Annotated in this window: 4 protein-coding genes and 3 pseudogenes; 3 read left to right on the forward strand and 4 right to left on the reverse strand. The window is 68.1% G+C overall.

Annotation, left to right across the window (positions count from 1 at the left end; all coding sequences use genetic code 11):
• Nucleotides 1–112, forward strand: a pseudogene (locus tag AAW14_RS38990) (DUF2267 domain-containing protein); the annotation flags it as partial.
• A gap of 625 nt (nucleotides 113–737) precedes the next feature.
• Here AAW14_RS38990 and AAW14_RS38995 read toward each other — a convergent pair.
• From AAW14_RS38995 to AAW14_RS39010, 4 genes and pseudogenes are all read right to left on the reverse strand, one after another.
• A complete protein-coding gene (locus AAW14_RS38995; RefSeq protein ID WP_265569211.1) occupies nucleotides 738–1,136 on the reverse strand; it encodes a VOC family protein in 399 nt (132 codons plus the stop codon).
• Nucleotides 1,137–1,249: 113 nt separating this feature from the next.
• A pseudogene (locus AAW14_RS39000) lies at nucleotides 1,250–1,682 on the reverse strand (hypothetical protein).
• 681 nt (nucleotides 1,683–2,363) lie between these two features.
• A complete protein-coding gene (locus AAW14_RS39005; protein ID WP_265569212.1) occupies nucleotides 2,364–2,531 on the reverse strand; it encodes a hypothetical protein in 168 nt (55 codons plus the stop codon).
• Nucleotides 2,532–2,610: 79 nt separating this feature from the next.
• Nucleotides 2,611–2,859, reverse strand: coding sequence for a helix-turn-helix domain-containing protein (locus AAW14_RS39010; RefSeq protein ID WP_416223443.1), 249 nt, complete (start codon nucleotides 2,857–2,859; stop codon nucleotides 2,611–2,613).
• A 156-nt stretch (nucleotides 2,860–3,015) separates the two neighbouring features.
• Here AAW14_RS39010 and AAW14_RS39015 point away from each other — a divergent pair, with 156 nt between their 5' ends.
• Together AAW14_RS39015 and AAW14_RS39020 are read left to right on the forward strand one after the other, a co-directional pair.
• Complete coding sequence (locus AAW14_RS39015; protein ID WP_265569213.1) at nucleotides 3,016–3,417, forward strand: hypothetical protein; 402 nt, start codon at nucleotides 3,016–3,018, stop codon at nucleotides 3,415–3,417.
• Between the two features lie 201 nt (nucleotides 3,418–3,618).
• Nucleotides 3,619–3,875: pseudogene (locus AAW14_RS39020) on the forward strand (PP2C family protein-serine/threonine phosphatase); the annotation flags it as partial.

Below are 3,875 nucleotides of genomic sequence, written 5' to 3' on the forward strand. Positions count from 1 at the left end.
CTCCGCCGTCGCCGCCTACGCCGGCCCCGACCTCCTCACCCGCATCCTGCGCCAACTCCCCTCCGGCTACGCGCTGCTGTTCGGCCGCGCCGAACTCACCCAAGCCGCATAGGCGGGCCGCGCCTTTCCGGCGCCACCGTATGCCGGTGACCGTGACGCGTACACGCGCAGCAAAGAGTGCGTAGCGCGTCACGGCCGCCGGCATCATGCTGACGCGGACAACGCCGCCACGTGGTCCGACACCGACGCTGGAAGCACCGCTCATACGCGCTCCGAGGATCGCAAACAGGCACTCACCCACTGCGGCAACGTCCCCCCGCCCCGGTGGCACGGTGGTCGTCACCACCCGTCCATAGCGCGAGCGCGGCGAACTCATCGACCTGCCCGCGGCCGTCTTGGGAGCCGGCAAGCGCCCGCCGCCCCGGCACCTCCTCTCCGCCACTCAGCACGAAGACGTACTGGTCTTCACCAGGCCCGCAATGTGCCGCCCCCTCGCCTGGTGTCTCAACGGTTCGCCGACCAAGGCCCGAGGCGCCACACGAACCGATGATTCGCCGAGCGTTAAACAGGACCTGCGCTCACGCGAAATAGCACCGGGCAGCCACGGATGCCGCCGAACCTGTGTGCGGGCGCAGGCACCTGGCCCAAGGCGTCAGCCCATACAGCCGCTGACCGCGCGGCCTAGATGATCGATTCCACGGGATCGGCTCATGTGCTGGCCGGTCACGGGTTCGGGTTCAGATGGCGATGGGGGTCAGGAAGATCCAGACGTGGCCGAACGGGTCGCGGAGCATCGACTGCCGGACACCGTATGGCATGTCGGTCGGAGGCGAGAGAAGTTCGGCGCCGGTGGCCACGGCCTGGGTGCTCAGGCTCTCCACGTCTGGCACGTAGACGTGGAGGGCAACGGACGTGCCGGTCGCACCGGGGGGCGAGAACGGGGTGTCGGCGTCGCCGAGCATGAGGGCGGAGTCATGGATGCTGATCTCGGCGTGCACAATTCGCCCGTCGTCACCTTCGAGCCGGAGGCGCTCGGACGCTCCGAACGCGGCGACGTAGAACTTGATCGCCTCGGCGGCTCCGTCGACCATGACGTGTGGGATGACGGCGTGCTTGTGGTGCTCGGGGATCTTCATGCGCACCACGGTAGGACCGCATCGATCAGCCGGACATCGGGCGAAGGTCTCGTCCAGACTCCTGCGCATGATGCAGGACCAAGGTCGGCCCTTGCCCCGAAGATCTACGGTCTTCAGTGGTCATAGGCGGTCAGCGCGCGCATGGTTGACTGGCCGGTGTGGTCGTTGTGCCAGAGGGCGTGGTGAGCGCGTGGATGCGCTGCAGGACGCGGACGGTCACGCCGCCGGGGGTGCGGCTGCGGTGTCGTTCGAGGTCGAGTTGGCCCTTGAAGGTCTCGTTGATCGACTCGATGACCTGCCGCAGCGGCTTGAACAGCTGCGATCCAGCCCGCTCGGCCTCGCCCTTGCGGGCCGGCCGCAGGGGAACAGGTGCCGCAGGCGGGTGCGGGCGTGCCGCAGCCACCTGGCCTCGGAGGTGAAGCCGAGTATCGCCTGCATCATTGCCAACGTCACCAGCTCCGCGTCGCTGAGCTGCGGCGCGATACTCACGGCTGGCCGCCGCGGGGCAAGCTGCGGCGAATCCTTCAGCAGATCGTCGGTCTTCACATAGAGCGCTGTCCGCGTACTCTTCGATGCAGCCCTGGCAAGATTTTCGGTAGCCGGAGATCACCATGGGGACTCAGGGCGCGCACTGCCTGGAGCTGGGCATCCTCCTGTTGTGCGTTGTCGAACTTCCTTTATCTCTACCGCATTTGACCAGCGTGAGAGTCGTCTCGGTCGACGCGACGGGCCCTGTCGTGATCGTCCAGGCCCGTACGCGTGACGAGGCCCTGCTCGGTGTACGGGGTGTTGAACCAGCAGCAGCTGGGTGCACAGCCGCTACGTACGCGCCAGGCCTGGTCGCGTCGTTGCAGGACGGCCACCACGGCGTCGAAACCAGGGAGCCGGTGCGTTTGCATCCTTCAGCGTGGCCGTTCCAGGAGAGGCCAATTTCGCGCTGCGTAGGTGATCCGCAACCTGTACTGTTCCGCGTAAGTGTTCGAACTGCCTCTGACCAGGGTCCCGTCGAAGCGCTGCAGCCGACGCCGCCACCGACGCGGGCAACGCCGCTGCGGCGCGCAAGGCCGCCGAAGACGCTCGTGCGGCGGCGAAGGGCGCCCGGCTGGCGGCGGATGCGGCCCAGCAGGCCGATACCGCGGCGAGTGAGGCGGGCAACGCGGCGAGGGCCGCCGCGGATGCCGGAAGCAACGCCAACGCCGCTGCGGATGCGGCCGATGAGGCCAGCGACTACGCCAGCCAGGCCGGTGTCCACTCCTCCCAGGCCAGTGACGCGGCGGCGGCCGCGCGGCGCCACGCGAGTGAGGCGAACCGGGCGGCGAACGCGGCGGCGGAGTTGGCGGATGAGGCGGCCAGTGCGGCGAACGATGCGCGGGATGCGGCCCATGACGCGGCCACGCAAGCGGAGAACGCCGCCAAGGATGATGCCGATGACGCGGCCCGGCATGCCGGGCAGGCGGCCAGCGCCGCGGTCCAGTCAACCGCGCACGCCAAGGCCGCCGGCCAGAGCCCGTGCCCCGCCGTCCCGCCACATCTGGTGCCACTGGTAGGCCGACTTTCTGCTCACCCGCAGGCGCCGTGCAACCTCCGGCGGCTTGATCTTCTGCTCGAACAGCTTGGCCGCCTGCATCCGTACCGACTCACGACGTCGGCACCCCGCGGCGGTCAGCCCGCCCCATCCGCATATCTCACGTGCCAGGAGATACAGCCAACCGCCCAGCCTCATCACAGACTTCGAGACAGGTCACCCTAACGAGCCGAAGTCAGCAATATCAGCCGTGGATGTCAGCGGCCTTCCGATCCATAGCTCTACAGAGATCGGTCGGGGAGGGTCATACAGGTCGTGCTTCGGCCCCAAAGAAGCGCCACGGGTTGGGGTCGGTTGCTGTGGTTGTTGCACTCGGCTGCTGTACGGCAGGATCCTGGCGGGGGTGACGGTATAGATCGGGAAGCGCTCGAACGACTGCTTGTTGGCAAAGACGAGGCGTCCTCGGCCGCCCTGGCTGTGCTCCGCAGCGGCGGTTCACATGTCGTCTGGGACCGAACCACGTCCGCTGAGTCGCTCGCCCATATCTATGGACGCCGACTCCGGCACACCCGTTGGAAGGGCATCGAGCTCACGAACCTCGAACGCACGGTGGAGTTGCTCGGCCGGCATCAGCAAGCGGTTCGCCTGGGGCAGATCACAGCTCCCGATCGCTCCTGGGTGTACATGCTGTTTCTCACCGAAGACGGCAGCAGGCTGATCGCGTGCACCGGTGTGCGGCAGGCACATGATGGCTGACGGCCATCGCTTCTCCTCTGCGGCAGCAGCCGACTCGACAGACCCTCAGGACCCTCAGCTTGGGAAGCTGCGAGCATTCGCGACCGGTTCCACGGCTGACCTGGGCAAGCGACCGCAATGCCGCCTCATCGGGTCCGGCTGCCTTCACCGTGGTTCCCGCTGTTCCTCGCTCGTTCTGGTGCGCTTGTGGCGCGGTCCCTGGCGCACGCCCGTGAACGGCGCATCGCCGTCGCCCTGCAAGAAACCATGCTCCACACCCCGGACCTGGCCCAGCACCAGAACGTCGCCGTGCGCTACCTGCCCGCGACCGGATCACTGAACGTGTGCGGCGACTGGTACGACGCGGTCGACCTGCCCGCGGGCCGCTTCACCGTCGCGGTCGGCGACGTGGTCGGCCACGGACTGATGGCCGCCACCGTCATGGGCAGGCTCCGCAGCGCGCTCAGCGCCGCCGCCCG

It is taken from the genome of Streptomyces hygroscopicus (assembly GCF_026168105.1).
GTDB classification, from domain to species: Bacteria; Actinomycetota; Actinomycetes; order Streptomycetales; family Streptomycetaceae; genus Streptomyces; species Streptomyces hygroscopicus_D.